General features: G+C 40.8%; 19 protein-coding genes and 1 riboswitch. Of the genes, 8 read left to right on the top strand and 11 right to left on the bottom strand.

Annotation, left to right across the window (positions count from 1 at the left end; all coding sequences use genetic code 11):
- The 3 genes from ON064_RS09750 to ON064_RS09740 form a co-directional block, all read left to right on the top strand.
- Window positions 1-1,928: VirD4-like conjugal transfer protein, CD1115 family (locus ON064_RS09750; protein ID WP_274624609.1), on the top strand; the 1,928-nt coding region annotated here is incomplete at its 5' end.
- Between the two features lie 18 nt (window positions 1,929-1,946).
- Complete coding sequence (locus ON064_RS09745) at window positions 1,947-2,171, top strand: hypothetical protein (RefSeq protein ID WP_274624608.1); 225 nt, start codon at window positions 1,947-1,949, stop codon at window positions 2,169-2,171.
- Window positions 2,161-3,780 carry an ArdC family protein gene (locus ON064_RS09740; protein ID WP_274624607.1) on the top strand — a complete coding sequence of 540 codons (1,620 nt, stop codon included), beginning with the start codon at window positions 2,161-2,163 and terminating at the stop codon, window positions 3,778-3,780. The genes ON064_RS09745 and ON064_RS09740 overlap by 11 nt, the downstream gene beginning before the upstream one ends.
- 165 nt (window positions 3,781-3,945) lie before the next feature.
- Here the strand turns inward: ON064_RS09740 and ytvA are convergent, their stop codons facing one another.
- Window positions 3,946-4,722: a YtvA family blue-light photoreceptor gene (ytvA, locus tag ON064_RS09735; protein ID WP_274624606.1), complete on the bottom strand. Its 777-nt coding sequence runs from the start codon at window positions 4,720-4,722 to the stop codon at window positions 3,946-3,948.
- A 686-nt stretch (window positions 4,723-5,408) separates the two neighbouring features.
- On the opposite strand from ytvA, the gene ON064_RS09730 reads away from it, so the two are divergent.
- Window positions 5,409-5,867: a JAB domain-containing protein gene (locus tag ON064_RS09730; RefSeq protein WP_274624605.1), complete on the top strand. Its 459-nt coding sequence runs from the start codon at window positions 5,409-5,411 to the stop codon at window positions 5,865-5,867.
- A 216-nt stretch (window positions 5,868-6,083) separates the two neighbouring features.
- Here ON064_RS09730 and ON064_RS09725 read toward each other — a convergent pair whose 3' ends face one another.
- The 8 genes from ON064_RS09725 to ON064_RS09690 form a co-directional block, all read right to left on the bottom strand.
- A complete protein-coding gene (locus tag ON064_RS09725) occupies window positions 6,084-6,446 on the bottom strand; it encodes a YolD-like family protein (protein ID WP_274624604.1) in 363 nt (120 codons plus the stop codon).
- Between the two features lie 644 nt (window positions 6,447-7,090).
- Window positions 7,091-8,611, bottom strand: coding sequence for a cobyric acid synthase (locus tag ON064_RS09720; protein WP_274624603.1), 1,521 nt, complete (start codon window positions 8,609-8,611; stop codon window positions 7,091-7,093).
- A gap of 13 nt (window positions 8,612-8,624) precedes the next feature.
- Window positions 8,625-9,161 carry a cob(I)yrinic acid a,c-diamide adenosyltransferase gene (locus ON064_RS09715; RefSeq protein ID WP_274624602.1) on the bottom strand — a complete coding sequence of 179 codons (537 nt, stop codon included), beginning with the start codon at window positions 9,159-9,161 and terminating at the stop codon, window positions 8,625-8,627.
- A gap of 257 nt (window positions 9,162-9,418) precedes the next feature.
- Complete coding sequence (locus ON064_RS09710; RefSeq protein WP_274624601.1) at window positions 9,419-10,384, bottom strand: ABC transporter substrate-binding protein; 966 nt, start codon at window positions 10,382-10,384, stop codon at window positions 9,419-9,421.
- A gap of 105 nt (window positions 10,385-10,489) precedes the next feature.
- Window positions 10,490-10,676: riboswitch (cobalamin riboswitch) on the bottom strand.
- 112 nt (window positions 10,677-10,788) lie between these two features.
- Window positions 10,789-11,930 (bottom strand): IS3 family transposase gene (locus ON064_RS09705; RefSeq protein WP_274624600.1). Its coding sequence is split into 2 segments (ribosomal slippage): window positions 10,789-11,684 and window positions 11,684-11,930, totalling 1,143 coding nucleotides; the frame shifts between segments, so codons are not numbered across the junction.
- A 186-nt stretch (window positions 11,931-12,116) separates the two neighbouring features.
- The gene (locus tag ON064_RS09700) at window positions 12,117-12,488 is read right to left on the bottom strand and encodes a hypothetical protein (protein WP_274624599.1); all 372 of its coding nucleotides are present in this window, start codon (window positions 12,486-12,488) and stop codon (window positions 12,117-12,119) included.
- Between the two features lie 81 nt (window positions 12,489-12,569).
- Window positions 12,570-13,373: a GNAT family N-acetyltransferase gene (locus ON064_RS09695; RefSeq protein WP_274624598.1), complete on the bottom strand. Its 804-nt coding sequence runs from the start codon at window positions 13,371-13,373 to the stop codon at window positions 12,570-12,572.
- 451 nt (window positions 13,374-13,824) lie between these two features.
- Window positions 13,825-14,511: a GGDEF domain-containing protein gene (locus ON064_RS09690; protein WP_274624597.1), complete on the bottom strand. Its 687-nt coding sequence runs from the start codon at window positions 14,509-14,511 to the stop codon at window positions 13,825-13,827.
- A gap of 1,326 nt (window positions 14,512-15,837) precedes the next feature.
- Between ON064_RS09690 and ON064_RS09685 the strand changes: the two genes are divergently transcribed.
- The gene (locus tag ON064_RS09685; RefSeq protein WP_211656347.1) at window positions 15,838-16,683 is read left to right on the top strand and encodes a GNAT family N-acetyltransferase; all 846 of its coding nucleotides are present in this window, start codon (window positions 15,838-15,840) and stop codon (window positions 16,681-16,683) included.
- Window positions 16,684-16,826: 143 nt separating this feature from the next.
- Here ON064_RS09685 and ON064_RS09680 read toward each other — a convergent pair whose 3' ends face one another.
- Window positions 16,827-17,864, bottom strand: a complete 1,038-nt coding sequence (locus ON064_RS09680) for a family 20 glycosylhydrolase (protein ID WP_274624596.1) — start codon at window positions 17,862-17,864, stop codon at window positions 16,827-16,829.
- 162 nt (window positions 17,865-18,026) lie between these two features.
- Here ON064_RS09680 and pgaC point away from each other — a divergent pair, with 162 nt between their 5' ends.
- From pgaC to ON064_RS09665, 3 genes are read left to right on the top strand one after another with little or no spacing between them, the layout of a single operon-like run.
- Complete coding sequence (pgaC, locus tag ON064_RS09675) at window positions 18,027-19,271, top strand: poly-beta-1,6-N-acetyl-D-glucosamine synthase (RefSeq protein WP_182092033.1); 1,245 nt, start codon at window positions 18,027-18,029, stop codon at window positions 19,269-19,271.
- Window positions 19,235-19,702 (top strand): hypothetical protein, encoded by a 468-nt coding sequence (locus tag ON064_RS09670; RefSeq protein WP_182092034.1) that lies wholly within the window; start codon window positions 19,235-19,237, stop codon window positions 19,700-19,702. The genes pgaC and ON064_RS09670 overlap by 37 nt, the downstream gene beginning before the upstream one ends.
- Window positions 19,686-20,555 carry a polysaccharide deacetylase family protein gene (locus ON064_RS09665; protein ID WP_274624595.1) on the top strand — a complete coding sequence of 290 codons (870 nt, stop codon included), beginning with the start codon at window positions 19,686-19,688 and terminating at the stop codon, window positions 20,553-20,555. The genes ON064_RS09670 and ON064_RS09665 overlap by 17 nt, the downstream gene beginning before the upstream one ends.
- Before the next feature lie 288 nt (window positions 20,556-20,843).
- On the opposite strand, the gene ON064_RS09660 is transcribed toward ON064_RS09665, so the two are convergent.
- Window positions 20,844-22,277 (bottom strand): YcdB/YcdC domain-containing protein, encoded by a 1,434-nt coding sequence (locus tag ON064_RS09660; RefSeq protein ID WP_274624594.1) that lies wholly within the window; start codon window positions 22,275-22,277, stop codon window positions 20,844-20,846.
- Window positions 22,278-22,516: the final 239 nt, after the last annotated feature.

The raw sequence follows: 22,516 nt of genomic DNA, 5'->3' as shown, positions 1-22,516 counted from the left end.
TCGCCGTTACGTTTCTTTTATCCTTAGTGATTGGATATGCCCTGGCAGGACTCTTACGCTTCTTAAAAGAAGGGGGAGGGCTCAATGCCCTTCTTCTGGACGTACAAGGAACGTTGACCTTCCTTACCGATACCGATCAGCAATCACAACTCTTAGTGGCGATTCTCACAGTCGTCTTCTTCGGCTGGTTCCTGTCCAAAATGCGCTTGATGGAACATACGTATGAAGACGCCCATGACTTCGGGGTCCACGGATCGGCCAGATTCACAAAGCCATCTGAAGTCCTGAACGGCAAATATTTCTCCAAGCACAATACCTACAACTCCAAACAGCCTGAAAAAACTGTGGAACGATTGGAGAACGGATTGATTGTCGGTCGAGTACCGAATAAGAAACAAGTGCTCATCATTCCCCGATCAACAGAGATTGATAACCGGAACGTCTACATTGTCGGGTCCAGCGGGAGTGGTAAAGGCCAGTCCTACGTCATCCCAAACCTCGTCAATAACTATGAGGAAACCTTGATTGTCACGGATCCAAAGGGTGAGCTCTTTGAACAAACAGCTGACATCAAGCGAAAACAAGGCTACAAGGTGTATCAAATCGATTTCATCAACTTCAATCAAGACAATTACAACTTGCTCGATTACGTCTTTGATGATCAGGACGCGCAAAGCGTTTCCGTCACAATCGCGAAGAACTCGACCAAGGACGGCAAAGAGGACTTCTTTATGGAACGGGCGCAGAAGATGCTGGCAGGCTTGATTGTCTACTGCAAAACCGAAATCCCGAACGCCAGCATGCAAGACGTGCTGAATGTCTTTAATGAACGAGTCTCCCCGGACGAGGAATCGTTCCGCCAGTGGGTGGATGAAGAACTCGGTCCTCATCATCCGGCTTATCAACTGTTGAAGGGCTTAACAACACTCGGTGGAAACACGCGAACCAGTGTGACATCGTCGTTTGCTTCGCAAGTCAGTATTTTCACGCTGAAGAAAATTAGCGAAATGACCCGCACGAGCGATTTCAACTTCCGTGAGTTTCAGGAACAGAAAAGCATTCTGTATGTGAAGCTTCCGATGGACGAAAACCCGTTCACAGCGTTAACGTCTGTGTTCTTCGATCAATTGATTTCGCAGTTCTATAAACTGGCTGATGAAAACCGCGGGCAATTGAAGATTCCCACCATCTTCTTATTGGATGAATTCGCGAACATCGGAAAAATCGAGAAATACGCACGGGTCTTGGCGACGTGCCGAGGACTCGGCTTATCGATGAACACCATCGTCCAGGACAATGGACAGATTGAATCGCTGTATGGGAAAGAAATGGCTCGTTCCATCTTATCCAACCACGACACGCTGCTGTTTCTGCGAAGTAAGGATATGGAGACGATTAAGTACTTCTCACAACTCGCCGGTGAAACGACTGCGAAGATCCAGACGGGCTCTTCCAGTCAAAGTGGAGGCTTCATGAGTGGGAAATCGAGTGCCAGCCAGAGCCAGTCTGAACAGTACGTGAAGCGTTCCTTGATACCGGAAGGGGACTTAGCGAGCATTGCCAAAAACGACTGCTATTTGTTTGTCAGTGGCTTGCATCCGATGAAGCTACAGAAAGCGTGGCAATCCGAAGTGTTCGGCTCCTACGTTCAGCAACACACGTCTGTCGCTTCAGAACCAACCGTGAAGCAAGAATCAGCTTTCACGGTTCCGACACCTCCTGAACCCAACAAGGATGCTCATGTCGCTTCAGGAGGCACAGCAACGCATGTGATTGAAGAAGAGATTGATCAATCGGATGTGTTTGATTTAACGGACGACGGACTGGAAGAAGAATGGGCAGCCATGCAAGAAGAAGAAACGGAAGAACGGTCCATCGAGGACCGGTTAAAGGAAAAGGAAGCGACGGATTTACGTACGCTCTTATAAGCGAAAGGGGAGAAACCGATGCTTGTCACGATTAGCGACATCCTCGCAAGTGATAAACGGATCTTGAGCTTTTACGATCCTGTGCCATTTGAGGCACTTACATATGAAGGTCTGATTGACCTTGAAGAAGACGTGCAAGAGTATGCGATTACTTGTTATAGTCCCGTTCGGATTCCCGGACGAGTCGAACCCCTTTATGAAGCTTGGTATGTCAGAAAGGACGTGATGCACAATGTCGACTAAGGTGGATTTGACCGAAATCAATGACCGGCTGGAACGAAACCTCGAAGAAATGTTCAAAAACAACCGATTCCAGGATATGCTCAATGTGATGGCCAGTGGCCACCAATACTCATTCAATAACGTGCTCATGATTGCCGGGCAAAACCCTGAAGCGACGATGGTTCGTGGATTCAGGCAATGGCAAGCCCTGGGGCGTCACGTCAACAAAGGGGAAAAGAGCCTTGATATCTTGGTGCCTTCATTTAAAAAAGTTGAAGTGCAGAAAGTGAACGAACAGACAGGTGAAGTGTTACGCGATAAGAATGGCGATCCTCAATCCGAAGTTCGACAAAGCATTACTGGCTTCCGAATCGGCAAAGTCTTCGACGTCTCTCAAACGGATGGGAAAGAAATTCCGAACGTCCGGGACTTTATCCAAAAAGACTTAACATCACCAGATTCCTTGAGGGAACTGTATGACCGGTTCATCCATCAAACGAATGAGAACTCCCAGTCGTTAACCATTCGAGAAGAAGCACATGAGGGGCAGACCTATGGCGGTTATTTCAGTCCTCAAAAAGAGGAGATTGTCATCAACACGGCTGTCTCCAAGAGCACTGAGCAAAAATTCCGTGTCTTGATTCACGAATATGCGCACAGTCAGCTCCATCATAAGGAAAGCGACATCAAAGACCTGCCGAGAGGACATAAAGAAGCGCAGGCCGAATGCGCAGCCTATATCGTTTCCCAATACTATGGTTTCGATACGGATCTTTCTTCCACTGGCTACATCGCCACATGGGCGCAAGATTTGAACTTGGCTAAACAAGCCATTAAAGAAGTACAAGATGTCTCCCGAGCGACGATTGAACACGTGAACTCGCTTCAGAACGAAAAGATTCAAGATTTTTATCAATCCATCAATCCGGAACAGGTGAAGGAATCGGTCGAAACCAAGTTGAAACTATCGCTTGAAGATAAACCGACCTTGCAGCTGTTGGATGCTAAAAATGGACTCGTCGTTTTCGCGACCGTGGAACAGAACGAACGGGATCAGCACTTCACCCTCCGTACCAATACAAATCGGATTCTTCCGTTAAGTGAATTGGACGATCGTTATGCGGTATTAAATATACTAGAAAACAAAGGGCAGTTGGTCCAGGAGTATCAAAAAGTTGAAGATGTCTTGGAAGTGACGAAACTGGACGAGGGGAAATACGCGGTGACCGTAGAAGGCGGCGAAAGTTCGCAGCGCACATTCCACAAAAAAGCTGAAGGGGAACGATTCATCGGAAAAGCTGCACTTGCCCAATCGTTAAACACAGACCGGTACTTGAGCCGTTCTCAACACAAAGAAGCCCCTCATCTTCAGCAACTCAATGAAAAGCATCTAAATGAACGACTGAGCCGCGTGCTGAAGCAACCGAATTTACATGCAGAAGCTAAGCACGGCGTCACCGTCGGATGGCAGTTAGTGAAAAATCCGCAGATTCAGTCCAAAGATGATTTCCAAAAACACCTGAGTGAATTGAATCCGAATCATAGGAAAACCTCTGAACTAAAAGAAGCCTTCTCTCAATTGGATAAAGGTGAGAGAACGAAAGAGAAAGAAAATGAATTAGAACGTTGAATTAAAAAGCAATGGAGAGGGATTCCTTCTCCATTGCTTTTTCTACATTGATCTACAATTTCATCGAACACTGATTCACTTTTTGATGAAATGGAATAATCAAAGAGATCAGCCACACAAAAAGACCAGATGAAGAGCAATTAGATGTCTTTCGTTTTTTTGAGTTTAAGCTGCAAGCAGTCGCTGTATAGCTTGCTGTATATTTGAATACGTCTTCAATTGACGACTGTCTGATTGATTCTGGGCAATCATAATAGCCGTTCTCGGGCTGATTCCGGTTACATGGAGTTCACTACCCATCAACCGTAAGACATCCTGAACCATCAACAAATGATCGTATAGGAAATCTCGATCCCATATCACCCCGGTCACATCAATTAGTATATAACGAGTAGAAGTTCTTTGAACAAAATCGCTTAATTTTGAGACTAAGATATTAAATCGATGATTATTCATACGCGCTACGAGTGCTACAGCTCCAATATCCGAACTAATTGGCATGATTGCGAGAAGCTGTTCATTCAGTTCTACTTCTTTTTCATTTAAAAGAAGCTGCTGATGAACCTCATTAGTTACATCGGTTTGAGTACCAATAAAATAGACCTCTTCCCCGACTTTGACAGGCTCTATTTGTAAGCGGTTCCAAAAACTCATGCCGTCTTTATGATAATTTTTTAAGGTTACGACTAAGCGTTCTTGATGGGCAATGGCTTTTCTTATTTGCTGAACAGCGCTTTGATCTGTATCTTTACCTTGAAGAAATCGGCAATTATGTCCGAGAATTTCTTCCTGTGAATAGCCTGTTAATCGTTCAAAGTTTTGATTCGTATAAATGATGGGATTATCTTCTTGATTAGGATCTGTCACCACGGTGGCTACTCTACTACCATTAATCATTGCCTCAAATAGATGATTGCGTATTTCATTATTGAGATAGTTCATTTCTTCGTCTCCAGTCGCTGTAATGATCAATTGATTTTCAAACTTCCTTTATCTTCTCATCATTTCCAAATTATATCCAGAGAAATAATATGATTTTCTACAGCAGAAAATATTTCTCTTCTTTGTGATCAAACTTCTTGTGAAATTTGATGGATACTTATAAAGATAAAGAGCAAAATTCTTATAGGCGACTGCACAAGAACGCCTAGCAACCGTCGTTTCAAGGCGCTCTATGTGTCGCTTCCCCCTGAAAAAGCCGATAATCAGGGGCTGTAACCTGTTGGAAACAGCCCCTAGATTCCTGTCCTTTTCTTAACGGGTGAACGAGTCGAACAACAGAAGACCGAGCAAAATGGGAAGGCAGCCGAAATGGCTGCCTTTTGTCGTTATTTTTTGCTTTTGGCCACCGGAGCGTACACAGCCCCAGCCTCTCTAAGCTCGAAATACGGACAGATTCCTTGGCTTCGCCCTATCCCTATTTCAAGCCAAGACAGGAGCCGACAAAGCCCGTGTTCAGTCAAGGGGCGCCAAACTTTTTTAGATCGGCTTCGCTAAAAAACTTTGGCGCTGGGACCCTTGACTGGTCGGCTATGGGGTGTGGCCGTCCTCCTTACCAAAAGGCAAAAAATAATCCCTTTTGGGACCATTCCCGCCCGGCGGACAAAATCAAAAAGGAGCGATACCCCATGAAACTCGAAAAAATCATTGAAATCACACGCATTAAACAGGAAATCAAAGAAGTCGAAGAAACTTATAAAAGCATCCTTCCCGAACGTATCCGCAGTTCCACAGATGCCATTAACTTTGCGAAAGCCCTCATTGGAGATGAGGACCGGGAAGTTTTCTTAGTCATCTGCCTGAACATTAAAAATGAAATATCGGTGGTTCATCGTTGCCACACCGGAAGCTTGAATGCCAGTGTCGTTCATCCACGCGAAGTGTTTAAGGCAGCTATTCTAAATAATTCAGGAACGATAATCCTGGCACATAACCATCCCTCGGGCGACTGCCAATACTCTCATGAGGACGTGGCTGTCAGCAAGCGATTGATGGATGCCGGCGAACTGATTGGCATTGAAGTGTTGGATTCACTGATTGTCAGCCAAAAAGGAGACGTTTCCTTGAGGGAAATCGGGGTTATTTAAAAACCCCGTCCCTACGGGATTCTCAGACGAAATGAATCGCATCTTCCATCGTCTCAGAAAAGATAAATCCCTCAGAAGGCAAATCTCAGACACGGGATTTGCCTTTTGTAAGGGAGATTACTCAAACTTCATGGCTACGCTGAAACAATAGCAAGGAAAAAGGAACCGATCGATGCCACCTGCTTTGCATCAATCAGTTCCTTTTGATTATTTGAATCAATCCATTAACTGAATGCCTACCAAGCTCTCAACCGGCAATCGCTGCCGTCCGGATGTGTCTTCATAAACCAGTTGCCCATTCCTCAAATCGATTTCTTGAATTACCCCAGTATGCGTAAAAAACGCGCCATTTTTCCATGTCTTCAGTTGGACCTCACATCTTCGGCTCATGGCGATTTCCACTTCTTCCTGGATGGCTTGCAAATCAAACTCGGTCAATTCGGGTTTCGGCACCTGGTCCTGTTCCTCGTAGAATGCTTTGATTAACCGGACGTGTTCCGTCAGCAGCATCCCTTGCCACTTGATTAACCCTCGATCACTGACAGCGCCTACTTGTTTTGTGTGTTTCGTTGTTTTCATGCTATCGCCTCCTTCCTAAAATAAAGAACATACGTTCTTATAATACCACTTTGAATGTATACTGAATCCCTTTTTTCCAAACTAATATATAAAGACCCATTTTCTATTAGAATTGAAAATGGGTCTCGAGATCTCAATTAAATTTTCTTTTTTTAACTTTGATTCTCTTCCGATAATCCTGAAATATATAAACTTTATTTGCTTACTGTTCCGGTTATCTCATTAAGTCTGCATCTGTCATTTTTAATTTTCGTTCACCTGAAAAGAAGCCGGAAAAACCGCCTTTTTTAAATTGAACCCTAAATGGAAGACACTTCAAAAAAGTGATTCCCATTTGGGGTTCAGTTCATAATGACGATTCTTTCCTTCTTTTGATTCCTTATTGACAATAAAAACTTCCACTAGAAAAAAGGATAAGTTATTTTAAAAGACCTATAATTGCTTTTCAATCTCACTACACTTTCGAATCAATAGTTCTGTAAATTTTTCTAAAAAAAGACAATTCACAGTTCTTTGGCTATCAGAATAATTGATTAAAGCAATTTAGTATAAAACCGTTTCATTTAAATATATAGAAATTTTTTTGAAACATCTAATTAATAGTAGAGCGCTGTAAAAAAAGTGTGTTTTTTATCCGAAATTATTTATACATTGCTCTTGTCGCCCTTGGCAGTCGATAAACCGAGCAATTGATAAATCGCTGGGATATCCATATGATTGCGAACTTGTACCGCCAGTAAATCATACGCTTCTTCCCTTCGCTGTGTATCGGGTTTTACATCAGATTTTAAAGAGGCCAATCCTTTTTTTTCACGTAATTCGTTGACTAGTTCACGTGTGAAATTACGGTTATGAAAGATGCCGTGAAGGTATGTACCGATAACGTTGCCATCCAGACTTACCGCCCCATCCATACGGCCATCCGAAACCTTCATAAATGGCTCTGCTTCTCCTCGGATCATCGATCTTCCCAAATGAATTTCATAGCCTGTCAGGGCCTGGCCATCTTTCACTCGGTTACCAGTCATTGTAATTGTCTTCTTATCGCCGATATAAACCGTATCCACTGGCAATAAGGAAAGACCCCTCGCTGTCCCGCCCTCTCCATCAAAGGCTCCATTGTCCACCAAGGAGTGTCCCAACAATTGAAAACCTCCACAAATCCCAAAGATTTTGATACCGTGTTGCCGTAGTTCTCTAATAGCTAGATCAAACCCTGTTTCTTTGAGCCATTCAGCATCAGCTAATGTATTTTTAGTTCCTGGTATGATGATAAGATCCGGTGTACCCAGATCTTCGATTTTTTCAATTAAGCGAACTCCCGTTTCGGGTTCATCGAAAAATGGGTCGATATCCGTAAAATTAGAGATTCTAGGAAGCCGGATGACTGCTATATCTATCGGAAACTCTCCTTTTTTCGGCTTTTTAAAACGCAGCGATGAAAGCGCGAGAGAATCTTCTGCATCAATTTGGACATCAAGATAAGGTAAGACTCCTAGTACCGGGATACCTGTTTCTTTTTCCAACCATTCAATACCGTCATCGAGCAGTTCACGAATTCCACGGAACTTATTGATAATGATTCCTTTTACCCGTTGGCGTTCTGATTCATCGAGCAGTGTTAATGTCCCGATAATAGAGGCAAAAACGCCCCCCCGATCTATATCTGCAACTAAAATGACTGCAGCATCTGCTAGGTGGGCCATTCGCATATTGGCAATGTCTTTATCTTTCAAGTTAATTTCTGCCGGGCTTCCGGCACCTTCTAGTACTAACACTTCGAAATCACGTTGCAACTTGTGCATCGACTGCTCGACCGCCGGCATTACTTGCTGCAAAAAATCATTGCGATAGGTTTTAGCATTCATGTCCATAAAGTGCTTGCCATGGAGAATTACTTCTGACACCATGTCCTGCTTGGGTTTGAGCAAAATTGGGTTCATATCAACAGTCGCCGAGACACGGGCTGCTTCTGCTTGGACTCCTTGCGCCCGTCCAATTTCTCCAGCTGTTTCCGTCACGAAAGAATTAAGAGCCATGTTCTGTGATTTGAAAGGAGCTACCCGAAATCCATCATCTGAAAAGATTCGGCACAAAGCTGTGCAAATTAAGCTTTTTCCCACATCTGAAGCCGTTCCTTGAATCATAATGGAAACTGCTGACATGTTTTTTGCCTCCTTAAAATTCAAGTCCTTTGACGGCTGGAATTCCTTCGTCGTAGTAATGCTTCGTTCCATCAATTGTAGATACCAAGTCTGCCAGTTTCAGAATGGCTGGATGAGCGTCACGGCCAGTGATCACAAGGTGCATCTTTTCTGGGCGATTTTGGATAGCTTCCAGAACTTCTTGGAGCGGCAAAACGTCATCTACAGGGAATTTTTGAATGGCCAGAGCATTGTTTAACTCATCCAGCACCAACAGATCCAAATTTTCATCCTGAAGGGCTGCATGTGTTTTTTTCCATGCCTTTGCAAGTGCTTCGCGGTGTTCTTCGGGTGTTTTAGTCCACGTAAAACCGATGCCTAATTGTTCTGTTTCCACACCAAGTTTTCGAAGAGCGATTTGCTCACCGTAAGTCCGCTCAGGCGATTTGATGAATTGTAGATAACGGACATTCATCCCACGGCCAACCGCTCGTAAAGTCACCCCAAGTGAAGCAGTCGTCTTCCCCTTACCGTGACCTGTGTAGACCAGTAATAATCCCTTTTTTTGCATTTTGCTCATCCCTTCATATAGCCAAGTTATGTTCCTGCAGCGGCGCTAAAAGCAGTTCTCATGCAAGTTAATCGCTATTGGACTATTTCACCAATAGTTTTACTATAGATTTTTTATAAATTCATCTCAGAATCCTTACACCTTATAGGCTAAAAGAATTCTTCAACTTTTTTGAATGGTCAGGAAAAACTCCAAATAACGAGAGACAGACATTAGTTCTCTTTTTCTTAGGATTTATTCATTTAATTAATGCAATCTTACTCGCTAAATACCTCAGGATAAACCGCCTCTGCCATTTCCATCAGCCCTTCTGTCAAACGGGGGCCTGTACGACTAACAAGATCTGATTCTACATCATAAACTGCCTCATTCTCTATGGCAGTTATTCCCCCAAAGCCATCTCGAGACAACACTTGATCAATTGCTTCTGCATTGTAATAGCCGTATGTCGTTAAAATAACATCTGGATCTTTTTCTATGATGGCTTCAGGATCTAAACTAACCCATCCTTCAAAGTCATCCGCTACATTTTCGGCATTGATAATCGAAAGCATTTCATCCATAAACGTTCCACTGCCAGCGGTGTAAATTTCAGGTGGGCCTGAAACTTCAATAAATACAGACTTGGATTCTTCAACGCTTGCAGCGAGTTCTTCAATTTCTCCAACTTCCTGCTTCATCTCATCTACCATCATTTCGGCTTCTTCGATAGCACCTGTTGCCTGTCCAATAGTCGCCATAGTTTCATATACTTCTTCAAAGTTGATTGCACTATCGACAACAAGTACAGAAATTCCCGCCTCTCGCAATTGTTGCAATCCGCCCTCCCCAACCCCCAAGCCAGATTCATGTGCTAGCACGATGTCAGGTTGGAGGCTAATTATTTTTTCAACATTGAATTCTTGTCCTCCGATTTTTTCAACTTCTTCTGTTTCTTCCGGATAGTTATCGTAATCCGATAATCCAACCATTTTATCCCCAAGTCCAAGTCCATACGCAATTTCTGTATTTGAAGGAACCAGAGAAACAATTGCATCCGGTTCTTCCTCAATCACTATTTCTTCTCCAACAGCATCGATTAATGTCACAGGGAATTCTGCACCAGCAGTTTCCTCTACCGGCTCTGCCGGTGACTCTTTCACCGTTTCAGCTTCTTCTCCACATGCTGTCAATAATGACATTGCTATTCCTGCACTCAACCCAAATCTCCATACTTTTTTCATAATTAAATCCTCCATTTTTAAAAATAGAAAAATCCCCCGCAAGTCGCGAGGGATTGGAAGACTGCACAAAAAGATTGCGTGTTTCCAGCTTGTCCTCGCAAGCATACGGCCATTAACATAAAGGCAGGTCTCCTGGCTCGTGATCATCGCGTTCTGCACCTTCCCGAAGCAGTACTTCAGTGGCTTTCTACAGATTGCTCTCACTTACAGTGGCGGGACCGCGCCGGAATCGAACCGGCTTCCCTTTTAACTCATATCCTAGAACATAAGCACCTTTATGGTATATTATTAAATTCTATTTTTTCTTTTTATTATACACATAGTTGATTCTTTATCTCTACCTTTATATTTTTTATAAGAACACTGAAAGTTAAAGCGGCTTAAGTTGGTAAGTCAACACAAAATCAAACAACTTTTTTAAGGGAAGACAGCCGGTAAGCAACCGGACTGAGGTAGCCTAACGAGCCATGTATTCGCAGGTTGTTATACCAATTGATGTAATCGAATAGTTCGAGGGACAACTGCTTGAGCGACTCGAAGCGCCGACCGTTAATCCACTCGGTTTTCAGTGTCTTAAACGTAGTTTCGGCAACCGCATTATCATACGGATTTCCCTTTTGGCTAAGCGATCGCTCGATTCCATGCGCCTCCAAAATCTCATCGATTCCTTCGTTTTTAAATTCGGATCCACGATCGGTATGGAAAACCGAGACCGCATGCAGGTCCAGTTTGACGGTTGCGAATGCACGTTGAACCAACGCGGCATCTTTTCGAGCGCCTGCGCTGGAACCCACGATTTCGCGGTTATATAAGTCGATAAGTAGACAGATATAATGCCAATTGCTTCCCACTTTCACGTATGTCAAATCACTCACCAGGATGGTGAGTTGTTGGCCTACCTTGAATTGGCGGTTCAACACGTTGCAATATGCAGCCTCGTTGGTCGCTGTTTTCATCGGTTTGTAACTCGGTCGCGCATACGTCGACACGAGTTCCATTTCTTGCATGAGTCGACGGATACGTCGCTTGGAAATGGTTTCCCCCAGATGTTCTAGTTCCACTTTGATTTTGCTTGCGCCATACACACTGCGGTGCTGGCGGAAGATCGTAGAGATCTTCTTTTTTAACGCCTGCTCTTCGTCTTCTTTCTTTTGTTGATTCACCACCGCAGTCGTCGTTCCGTAATAGAAATTACTGCGGCTGATTCCGAGGACTTTACACATTGCTGATACCGAATAGCGATCCTGATTTTGTTGAATAATCTCTATTTTCGTCCCATGATCAGCGCGGCTTGCTTTAAAATATCGACTTCCATTTCCAGTTGTTTCACTCGTTTTTTGTAGTCGATCAACTCTTGTTGCTCGGACGTTCGATTTTCTTTTTCAATGAACGAACCGGAACGGTTAGCTTGAAGGATCCAGCGGTCGAGTGAGGATGAGCCAAGATTGTATTCTCGGATAATTTCTTTTTTGCTTTTGCCATTTTCGACTAAATCCACCATCTGTTGCTTGAATTCACGCGAAAAAGCGCGACGTTCTTGAGACATGATAAGGACTCCTTTTCGGGGGGTGATGTGGTACTAGCTTACGCACCCTTAATTTTTCTGTCCAACAAAGTGTAGACTATCTAGCGTATTCTTCTTTAACTGGTGCAGTCTTTCTCGATACAGGTGATGAGTCACTAGATAACGTCGAACGAACACAACCTCTAAGCCGCAGAAATGGTATTTCGCCTACAAACGATAGGTCGCTTGAACCTTATGAATAGGCTTAAAAGGTGTCACGTAGTAAAGTTCATGAGGACAAACCAACGATACATTGTATAGCGTTAAGAAGATTTCTTTTGACACTTCATAATGTTGAACATAGTTAGGTAATAACTTCATTTTTTCCGTCGCATGTTCTAGCTTCAGCTCTTCTACATTTACCCATATTGGTTCTATTTTCTTCGTATTATACGGGGTTCCTTGATGGACGAACTCTCTTGTTAAACGCGCGAATAGTGTCAGGAATACTATGCCATTTTCTTCATGTATATGCTTTGAACGTGTAAAAAAATAGGTGGCAGTTTTTGAGACATCCGAATACTTACGTTTAATTTCCATCTATTTTCCTCTCCCTTTCGTTTAACGACATGATGAAGAATGAAATGCGCCTTCATTTTATAGGCGGATGTTCCTGTTTTATCAGGCGCTGTCTTTCTTGGGTGCTAAAACCTTGCCCATATAGACTTCGTTGTGCAGTTTGTTGAGAAGAACAACTGAGCTTTTCCGGATTCCCTCTACTTCATATCCACTTTGTTCAAAACGCATACGCGCCTGCACGTTTTCTTCTAACATCGTAAGCTCAAAACGTTTGATGCCTTTTTCTTCTGCCCATTCTTCTGATTTTCGCATAAGACTAGAAAAAACGTCTAAATCGTACTCGATGTCTTGAATAAAAAGCTCAACCACTGCCCGATGAGCAGCTCGCTTCAATTCATTCCCTGTAATTTTCATATATCCAACATGTTCACCGTTCAGAATAGCCAACAAGATGACCGAGTGCCCTATTTGATTGCATGCAGTAATTTGCTGTCTGAAGCCTTTTTCTGAAGTTTCCTGGTGTTCCTGCCCTTCGATAAAAAACGTTAATTTTGCATTCTCTTTTTTGTGTAATTTGGAAAGGGAAGGCGCATCTCCATGCAAAGCAGGACGGATAATTAAAGTATCTTTATCACTCTCATTTTTGAAAAGTGGATCTTCTCTTTCAAAAACGATGTATTGATTTGGCTTCACATACTTTACCACATACCCTGCAGCGACCCATGCCTGATAGTGCCTTGTATATGATTTCTCTTTTTTCCACCAACTGTGATTCAAATATGCACTGCTCGGGAGACTATATCCCATAATCTTCTCGATCTCTGTGAATTTTAATGTAATGATTTGATTTGTCGATTCTGAAAAGTACATAGCTAACGAGCGATATTTCTTTTCCAATGCTGTCACCACTCAATCCCTCCTACTAAAAAGTTATTTTGTCATTTTGTAACGTTCATTTATGCTACTTAGAAAAAAACGCCGCAAAGAATCGTGGGATTCCTTGCGGCGTTGCTAGTAGCGCCATAGTCTAAAGCACATCACCTATTTACGTCATTCAATTAGATACGATTAAGAATAAACATTTATAGTTGTTGATTTCATCTATACGGTAAAAAACAAACGGGACAAGCAACGATCTGACTGTCTAATGATATTTTATCTGCATTTATGAGATAATTTCCTCAAAAAAATCTATGAAAACAGTCCGTTTGTGTCCTTCAATAAATTTAAATACCCACTTTACAAAACAAGTAAACTGGTCAAAGTAAGCGTTGTGCTCGTTGTCTTCTTACGTATATATACCGATACGTCCACCTCTTATGAAAATGAGTCACGTGTAGCGCTTCTACTTCTGGAATTAAAAGCGATGATTTATGTTGGTGCCTTGTCTTGCTCTTTTTTCTTTATACATGGCTTGATCGGCTTCCTTCAACATGGAGGACACTGTAGCTTCTGGATGAGGCATAGCTAGACCAATACTAGTCGATACAGACAGCGACATCCCTTCAATTGTCCATGTTTTTTTCATTATATTTCTAATTTTCTCGATGACAGTCAACGCACAATTTACGGAGTCTATATTGGCTAAGAGAATAATAAACTCATCTCCTCCTAAACGCGCCACGACATCGCTTTCAAATACAGTTGTTTCTAAACGTCTGCCAAACTCCTGTATGATGGCATCCCCTGTCTCATGTCCCCATTGATCATTTATTTGCTTGAACTCGTCTACATCTAGCAGCATTACGGCAAAATGCTTCTCTTTCACGCGAAAATCAATCAATGCTTGTTCAAGTGACTCCTGAAAGTAGCGACGATTAGGCAGGTTAGTCAACGGGTCACGAAAGGCCAGTAGTTCTAACTTGGCTTCATATTTTTTTTGCAAATCGATGTCTCGAATGATAATTACCATATGGCTGTAAGACTCGGATGCATCAAAAACTGGCTTCGCGAGTAATTCTGACCAAATCCAGTGACCATTTCTTGTATTCCGTTCATTAACGCTCGATCGATTGACAATGATGCTTGATGCTGAATCATACATAAGCCCCCTACAATGCTTTTTGACAAACGTTATTTCTCCATATATTTACTTATGATAACAGAATATTCCTCGAAATATACCTTTTACCCCATAAAAAATATTCCATGAAGAGACTTTTTGCTTACTTACTACTGCATCTAGATTAATTCAATATAAATCTTCAGCTTTATCAAAACTACCTAAAAATCTCATGCAATATTATGAAGAAAATTGCTTGTTAGTTACTTCCTTTTATTCAGCTACTCCGTCATATGAAACCTCCCATTCATCCAACCCTACCTATGTTTTGCTTTAAGTAAACATTGCCTCAGATAAATGCGATTTTGAGGCGCAATAAGCTAAATCGCTTGAGATTCTCACTATACTTCTTATAAAAAATAGAAACTCCAACTATTTTATCGATATTTCTAGGCTTCGAGATAAAATAAATTTCCTCACCCAATTTTTTCTCACATATGCTTTATTTCAGAAAATACCGATATAACTGCCTTAAATATTCCTTAATATCCCATAAATAAGATTCTTTTTTACCTTGCTTTATTAAAATTAATTTTTATCTTTAAACATATAGTTCATATATATGTATTTAATTTCAAAAAAATTAAATATAACTCACATTAGTGGGTATATAAGTTGTGTGTCGCTCACTTTATAAAGGGTATTAAGACTCGTATTTTATTGAATAGAGATCTTTTTAAGTAAAAGGTTCGTTGTTCTGCTGATATTGAAAATATAAGAAAGCAGGCATTTCGAGCTTCAGCGGTATATTTCTTTCGGTAATGCAATAATAAATTCCTTTTGCATTCATTGGACCGGTCGTAATGTTCCAACACCACAGAACGACAAGACATTACTTCAGACGAATCCCCTTTTGGAAACTTTTTCCTTCATGATCGAACACCAGAACCCGGGTAAAGTGATCTGCCGTCCGTTAGTTTTTACAAAAAAATTTAAAATGATGCAAAGTCGAAGTGATCGAGCTAGAAATACCTCAGCCATTGATTCTATCTTTCGCTATCATTCAGGAGGTTTTCTATAGAAATACAAGCATTTTAGAAAGTGGAATGGAGAATCAACACAGGATATTTTAAAGAAAAAGCCTGCACAGAATTTATGTGGTGGAAGGTTTGAAAAAATGGAGCATGGCGTAAGAAGCGTTTGTTGCTTGGAGGCATTTCCATCGATGTGAAAAAGACAACGATTATTTGTTTGAGGGACAAACGACTAAAAAAATAAGACAACGTTTCGAGTGTGGAAGCAAAAAGCGTTAACGAACGCCGTACTTCAACTAATAAAAACGATTGAGATTGAAAGGAATTTAAACCAATGACTATAGCGCTTGAAAAAAAATATATTCCCTTAGCAAACTATTTTTCCATGGCAACAGAACCACTCCTGACGCTACACCTTTCTGAAGTTGAAAAGATCATTGGCCAGAACCTACCTAACAGTGCCTATTTAAATCAAAGTTGGTGGGAAAAGACTAAAGCGCCCTCTAAGTATTTTCATGCTTGGATCGACCATGGCTACAGAGTCAAGGAATTTAAACCAAATCGTTTTGTCAGTTTTGAAAGAATGGATCTTCTGGATAAAAACGGCGGAAATAATGATTATGAAAAGAAAGATATTTTGCTTATTCGCCAAGCTAAACATAGTGACGCTCGCTTTCTAGCAGAGTTGCAGAAGCAAATTGAAGGAGAATCGGACTTTCTATTGTATGGAAAAGAGGAACGAGCACTGTCTACACAAAAAATGAAAAAGCAGATTATTGAGTGGAATCAAAGCGGTCATTCAATCGCCTTTCTTGCTATTTTAAACGGGGAACACGTCGGTTATTTAATGGTCGTAGGAAATGAGGCCAAGCGAGCTAGTCACCGTGCTGCTTTGCTTCTTGGGATTCAAGCTGATGCACAAGGGAAAGGAATTGCTTCCTCCCTTCTTCAAAAAGCTGAAGAATGGGCTGCTACAAATACCATCACTCGTCTCGAGTTGATTGTTTCAGACGAAAATACTCCAGCTCAAAAGCTTTTTGAGAAAAATGGATATGAACCAGAAGGTATTCGTAAAAACTCAATAATAACCAATAATAAACTGCACAATGAAATTTATATGGCTAAGTTTTTAGATTCCCCAAAAAGAACAAGAGCTTCGAACTCATATTATGCCCAATGATGCGTTTTTGATTCTACATCATTAGTCGACTCTTGCAGTGTAAACCATTTGCAGTTGCTGCCCTTCCTATAGGCAATATCGAGACCATTTAGTCAACTGTCATCGTCTACAAAATCTTCAGTTCGACGTATCTCAAGGCATGATTAGTTTTGGCTTATGTTCAAATAGTTTTTTATTAAAGGTAAAATTTGAGCTAATAATTGTTCATCAGTTAGTTCAATTCCGCGCTCAGTCCAGAACGTGTATGCAGTACCTTTAAGGGCATCTTGTGTATTAACTTCACGGTAAGGGTTATCTTTGCAACAAAATACAGATGAGTTATGAAACGCCTTTACGTAGTTAATTTGTTCAGTGATAGCTTCTGTATTTATATTGTCGTTACTTGGACTGTAAACTAGAGTATAAAAATTCGAATTGTGAAGTGTTCTATTGTTTGAAATGAAAACCTCGGGGGGCAACATGCTTTCTTGCCAATAGACAATCTCTACATTTGAATTTAAAGCATGCAACCCGACTTCAGTTAAAGAATCGTTCCACATCCTCGGCTTGTAACCGCATTGTTCGACATAGTTAGAAACTATGTTCATAAACCTTATATATTCATCTTGAAAGCTAATTGTTCCTGGTACTTCGTCACCGCCTATTGAGAATATGAGCTGTCCTTTATATTTATCTTGCTTAAACAACGAGGCTATTTCCTCAATCAAGTATTTGACATGTGTTGCTGCACTGGGATTATCAAAGTAGTCAACTAGATTGTCATCGAAGTCTGACACAATCGATTTATAAAATTTTTTATCGAACCTTTCTTTCACCAGATTCAACCACCCTTTTGAATGGCTTGGAACATCAAAATCGGGAATGATCATCACATCTCTATCGTTTGCGTAAGTGATGAGTTCCAAAATTTCGCCTTTAGTGAGGTATTGATCATTCGTTTTCGTCGAAGTCTGACCTAGAATTTCAGAGAATACCCGGTATCCCTCTGCATCTGAGAAATGCAATTGAAGATAATCTCCACCACTTGATTGAATCTCATCAATTATGCGCATTAAGAACATCAATGAAACGTGACGTCTCGAAGTATCTAATATGACACCGCTGATCAACCGAGAACGAGTGGCTTCTTCGTGGAGGTGCTTCGGTAAATGGAAGAGCTCTTTTTTGATGCGGTTCGGCAATATAAAAACCTCCTTTCTACATAGTGACCTTTCAATAAAGAAGTTACTAAAGTGGATACACTTATTTTTTTCCAACAACAATTCTGGATGCAAAGAAATCTCGGAAATTAAGCTGGAAACTGCTTATTTTAAATAGAAACATACGAAAGAAGGAACATTGAAATGAATTTCTTTTCAGAACCATATGGTGTGGTTGCAAGTTTTGTTTTCTGGTATCCATTTCTAATGGCACTTTTTTGGATGGCAGGATCTATTCTGTTTTTAAGAACAAAAGAAAATAAACAAAGTGATATCGATATAGATGGATTTGATTGGCCGATGATCAGTATCCTCGTTCCTTGTTATAACGAAGAAGATACGATCATGGAGACCGTAGAAAACCTAACTGGGCTATCTTACCCCAAAAAGGAAATTATCTTAATAAATGATGGTTCAACCGATCAAACCACTTACCTTTTAGAGGAACTATCAAAAAAATACGATGAAGTAAGAGTGATTCAACTTGAACAAAACCAAGGGAAAGCAAATGCTTTACAAGTTGGCTTATTTGCTTCTAAAGCCGAGTATTTAGTCTGCGTTGATGCAGATGCCCTCCTAGCAGATACAGCCCCTTACTATATGGTTCATCAGTTTTTTGTAAGTGGAGAACGAGTGGGCGCCGTTACAGGAAGTCCATCCATTCGGAATCGAAATACGCTGCTGAGCCGAATGCAATTGGTTGAATACGCTTCAATTATTGGCGCGATCAAGCGCACACAAAGACTATTAGGAAAAGTAATGACGGTATCGGGAGTCGTGGTGACATTTCGTAAAAAAGCATTAGTAGATGTTGGATTGTGGGACCGCGATATGATTACAGAGGATATTGCGGTCAGCTGGAAATTGCAAAAACGATTTTGGGATGTTCGCTATGAACCTCGTGCAATTTGTTGGATGCTTGTACCAGAAACACTTTCTGGTATCTGGCAACAGCGGATTCGTTGGGCACAAGGAGGACAGGAAGTCGTCTTACGCCACTGGCGCATTCTTTTTAGCTGGAAACAAAGACGACTGTGGCTTATCTTTTTAGAACAATGTGTCAGTACCATTTGGGCTTTTAGTTGGTTATTTATTACATTGGTTCTTATTTTTTCGGCTAATACCTTCCAAGATCTCTTATTTTGGTTGACATTAACTTCTTTTTTCCTTGTATTTATCAGCATGATTCAACTATTCATTTCGCTCGTAATTGATTCTAGACACAACGGTGTGATGAAGTACTATTTGTGGGCTGCATGGTATCCGGCTATTTATTGGATGGTAAACACATTAGTAGTCGTTGTTGCTTTGCCAAGGGCCATAAAATCCCGTTATAAAGGAGGTTACGCTGTATGGTCAAGTCCAGATCGAGGTCTAAAGAAACCATGATCATAAGTGGAAATCGCTCAAACCTTAGATTTGTTAGCGATCTGCTCATTACGTTATTTTTTTGGGGATATACGATTATCGTGATGATTTTCATTTTATCAGCTACTACTGGAATTAGTAATGGTGTAACAAGAACACTGAACACGACATTCAAAACAACAAATAGCGAAGTTCAAGCAGTCATTGGGTTTGGATTCACCATGTTTATTGTCATTTATTTACTGCTATTTACCAATCATCTCTACAATAAAAAACGGTTTGGCCAATTGACTCGTCGAACTTACCCCAAAATGGTAACTGAACGTGATCTACTCTCATTGCAATTAATGAGTGTCGAAAATATTGAAAAACTCCAGAGTAACTATATGGTTTTTGAAAAAAATCCAATAATTTCATTAGAAGAGGAAAAGCAGCATGAAGAAAGCCATTAAACTAACCGTTGTTCTAGCTTTGATATATACATTTTTTCTGTTTAAGGATGATATCGAAGAAAACGTTTATACAGTAGATGAGTCCGCGATGTCTTTTCCGAAAGAGCTAAACAAAGAGGGTTGCCTGGGGTTAAACTATCACCGTGTATTAGAAGATACTATTCCCAATCGAATCAGCAGGTGGCTATTAAACTCTGATGAATTGGTTAAGTACAGTGTATTAACTACAGAGTTTGAAGAACAATTGACATCATTAGCTGATGCAGGAGCTGTTTTCTTGTCAGAAGACGAATTACTGCAAGCGAAGGAATCAGGAAACTTCCCCTCAAAATGTGTGTGGGTTTCTTTTGACGACATTGATTACTCGGTTTACCAAAATGCCTTTCCAATTTTGAAAAAAGCAGAGGTTCCATTTACCATGTTTGTTATCGCAGGACGTGTGGGAGATGAAGATTTCAGTAACTTAAAAATGGCTACATGGGATCAAATAAGAGAAATGGAAAGCAGTGGACTTGCCAGCGTTGGATCTCACACATATAAAATGCATCGATTTGAAAACGAAACCCCCATATTTCTGGTCCCAGAAAATAGAGGGGAATTTAAAAGCGATTTGAAAAAAAGTATTGAAGTTATTGAAAAAGAGCTTGAAATAACCGTACTTAGCTTTGCTTACCCATACGGAAATACTGATGAGTTTACGGCTCAGGCATTACGAGATCAAGGGCTAGAAGCAGGATATATACTAGCACCTCAAACAATAGCACCAACAGATGATAATTTTTACATCAATCGTGTACTTGTTAACGATGCCACACATCGCAAAGTCATCCTTCCTTTCATTGAAAGTCAGTAAGATTCAAAAAAGATCATCAGAGGGTAGTGCATTTCAAAGTTAAGTTTAAATACTAACTTTGAAGGTGCACTACCCTCTTGGCGTTCTTGTTCTTTTTCACCCTTGTACTACACAAAAAAACATCCTGATCAAAGAAAATCTGGCCATTAGACTCGAAATTTTATACTTGGTTTGACTTGAATTGATCCTTTCTACTATTAAATTCATGGTGACTTCCGATAAGGGGTCATATGTTAACTAATTCAGAAAAAGTGAATAGTGCATAAAAATTCGAATTAGGGGTATTAATTACTCTTTTTCAGTAATAGCTACTCCAGTTAAAGCATCGATATACCTGATAGATTTTCTTGTGTATTGATCACATCCTTGATAGATGAGAATGTCGCCTTTTTCTTGTTCTTCATAGCTTTCATTCCATGCCAATTCAAAATCCAAGTGATGAAGGAAAATGCTACTTGCTTCTTTTTTAGAAATAGCAGGTTCAAACGGAAGTTGCTGAAGCTCTTCAAGGTCAAAACTCGGGCCACTATAATTATCGATTTGGCCAGTCAGCCGATTAACAGCAACAAGTACTCTTTCTAAATAAACCGGTATTCCATATCCATTATGCACTCGGAAAACAAATGACTCATGTGAACTCGTGTCATCCAGCTCTTCGTCAGTACGTATAATCAACTGCAAAAATTTTTCGTAATTCGGCAGTACTATCTGCAATAAATCAATGGCTTTTTGGTAACATTCTTCCCTGTTCAAGTTGAGATCGCCTTGTCGATCCTTAAACCACATAAAGCCTTTAACTTTCCCTGTTTTCTTTGAAATGAACGCTTTTACGGTGTCTTCATTGCGGTTCTGAAAAAAGCTATTGATTGATAAATCGTTTTCTTCCTTCTCCCAATCCCGTTCCCGCCAGACGATTCCTGTATCTTCCCCCAATTCGCCTTCACGAACGATTTCCATTTCCTGAGTAACACCAATGATTTCTTCATTGGAAACATCTTTTCGCATGCAGGTATGGGGCGGTGGCAGCGGTGCATAGGTTTCCTGGCTGCCTTCGTCTTCATCGTGAATGACCGTTAAGGTCGGATCCAACACACCCGCTTTATATTTCATGAAAAAAGGCTCTATTTCATATACCAGTTGGAGACCATTTTCTTTTACATCATAAATAGCCGTATCCAAATTCGCTATAGTCAACTGAAAATCAAGGCGAGTTTTGACGTGATCAATCAGTTTTTCTTTTGAAATCAATGCCTTCGGAATTGCCGGTTCCGGTTTTATCCCGTAATACTTAAAATTGACAATCTCTCCATTGGGAGCAACATCGATAAAGCAGCCTGCATAAGCTAATGGTAAGTCGAAAAAAATTTGTTCATAATGAAATCGATGGGTATCCCTTGTTTTTTTCGCTTCTCCGCAACTTAATGCTTCAATGGCCTGTGGATAATGGTTGCTTAAAAATTGATCCGCCAGCTCTTTTAACTGGCCTTCATGAAGAGTGACATTCTCAGGAATAGTTTCCTTTAAGTCAATAGTTAAACTTGTCAGGTTTCCGGCAAAGTCCAGCGTAATGGAAATCGTTTCCTCTTGTTGTTCATCTACCCACCAATACATAGCTTCCCCTTCGCCATTTTCCCCTTCAAAATATTCTTCGATAGCCGGTCGAAAATGACCTGGAAGCTGAACGATTGTTTTTGCACGTTCTTTTAATTCCTGTCTAATCAAAGAAGTTACCTCCTATGTTATTTGAATTTCTAATATGCTATTACTATAACACGCAGAATAAAAAGGAAATTAATTCCGTATTTCACTTATAACCTCGCTTATTCTAAACCATTCGTAAAAGCATATTTCTCCAAACAAAAAAGGAAAGAAATTTTATGCAAAGTTCCTTCCCTTCCGATAAGTTATGATATGTAAACTGATTTTTAAAAAAAGATGAAATTACAAAACCAACAATTATA

It is taken from the genome of Planococcus sp. A6 (assembly GCF_028823615.1).
Taxonomy (GTDB): Bacteria; Bacillota; Bacilli; order Bacillales_A; family Planococcaceae; genus Planococcus.
Note: the sequence above shows the minus strand (reverse complement) of the source record. Positions and strands in the feature narration are given on the sequence as shown.

Bases quoted from the DNA above. Each gene is read 5' to 3' on its own strand.
- ON064_RS09690 (WP_274624597.1), bottom strand. From the start codon at position 14,511: ATGTATGATTCAGCATCAAGCATCATTGTCAATCGATCGAGCGTTAAT.
- ON064_RS09670 (WP_182092034.1), top strand. From the start codon at position 19,235: ATGGTCAAGTCCAGATCGAGGTCTAAAGAAACCATGATCATAAGTGGA.
- ON064_RS09715 (WP_274624602.1), bottom strand. From the start codon at position 9,161: ATGCAAAAAAAGGGATTATTACTGGTCTACACAGGTCACGGTAAGGGG.
- ON064_RS09730 (WP_274624605.1), top strand. From the start codon at position 5,409: ATGAAACTCGAAAAAATCATTGAAATCACACGCATTAAACAGGAAATC.
- ON064_RS09725 (WP_274624604.1), bottom strand. From the start codon at position 6,446: ATGAAAACAACGAAACACACAAAACAAGTAGGCGCTGTCAGTGATCGA.
- ON064_RS09685 (WP_211656347.1), top strand. From the start codon at position 15,838: ATGACTATAGCGCTTGAAAAAAAATATATTCCCTTAGCAAACTATTTT.
- ON064_RS09720 (WP_274624603.1), bottom strand. From the start codon at position 8,611: ATGTCAGCAGTTTCCATTATGATTCAAGGAACGGCTTCAGATGTGGGA.
- pgaC (WP_182092033.1), top strand. From the start codon at position 18,027: ATGAATTTCTTTTCAGAACCATATGGTGTGGTTGCAAGTTTTGTTTTC.
- ON064_RS09740 (WP_274624607.1), top strand. From the start codon at position 2,161: ATGTCGACTAAGGTGGATTTGACCGAAATCAATGACCGGCTGGAACGA.
- ON064_RS09665 (WP_274624595.1), top strand. From the start codon at position 19,686: ATGAAGAAAGCCATTAAACTAACCGTTGTTCTAGCTTTGATATATACA.
- ON064_RS09700 (WP_274624599.1), bottom strand. From the start codon at position 12,488: ATGGAAATTAAACGTAAGTATTCGGATGTCTCAAAAACTGCCACCTAT.
- ON064_RS09745 (WP_274624608.1), top strand. From the start codon at position 1,947: ATGCTTGTCACGATTAGCGACATCCTCGCAAGTGATAAACGGATCTTG.
- ytvA (WP_274624606.1), bottom strand. From the start codon at position 4,722: ATGAACTATCTCAATAATGAAATACGCAATCATCTATTTGAGGCAATG.
- ON064_RS09710 (WP_274624601.1), bottom strand. From the start codon at position 10,384: ATGAAAAAAGTATGGAGATTTGGGTTGAGTGCAGGAATAGCAATGTCA.